We start from the raw sequence: 272 nt of genomic DNA, 5'->3' as shown, positions 1-272 counted from the left end.
ATCCTCAGCACCCTGACCCCGGCAGCAGGTGCCAACCAGTCCACCGGCCCCCAAAGCACCCGTTTCGTCTATGGACTGCCAGGCCAGTTACGCTTCCAGATCAGCGGCACCGGCATCGTCACCGAACAACGCTACGACACCGCAGGCCAAAAAACAGCCGAGATCCACTTCACCAACGTCAGCTACCCCGTAGCCGGGCTCGGCACGACTGGACTCCTGAGTCTGGGCCAACTGCAAAGCTGGAGCACCTCCCAGATCCAAAGCAATACCAC

At 61.0% G+C, this 272-nt stretch carries 1 protein-coding gene; it reads left to right on the top strand.

All coding sequences use genetic code 11. The features are described from left to right. A partial coding sequence (locus tag ACO0LF_RS31745) for a hypothetical protein (RefSeq protein ID WP_423021439.1) occupies positions 1 to 272 on the top strand: 272 nt, incomplete at both ends.

Origin of the sequence: Undibacterium sp. Di27W, assembly GCF_049340345.1 — a bacterium.
Lineage (GTDB): Bacteria > Pseudomonadota > Gammaproteobacteria > Burkholderiales > Burkholderiaceae_D > Undibacterium.
Note: the sequence above shows the minus strand (reverse complement) of the source record. Positions and strands in the feature narration are given on the sequence as shown.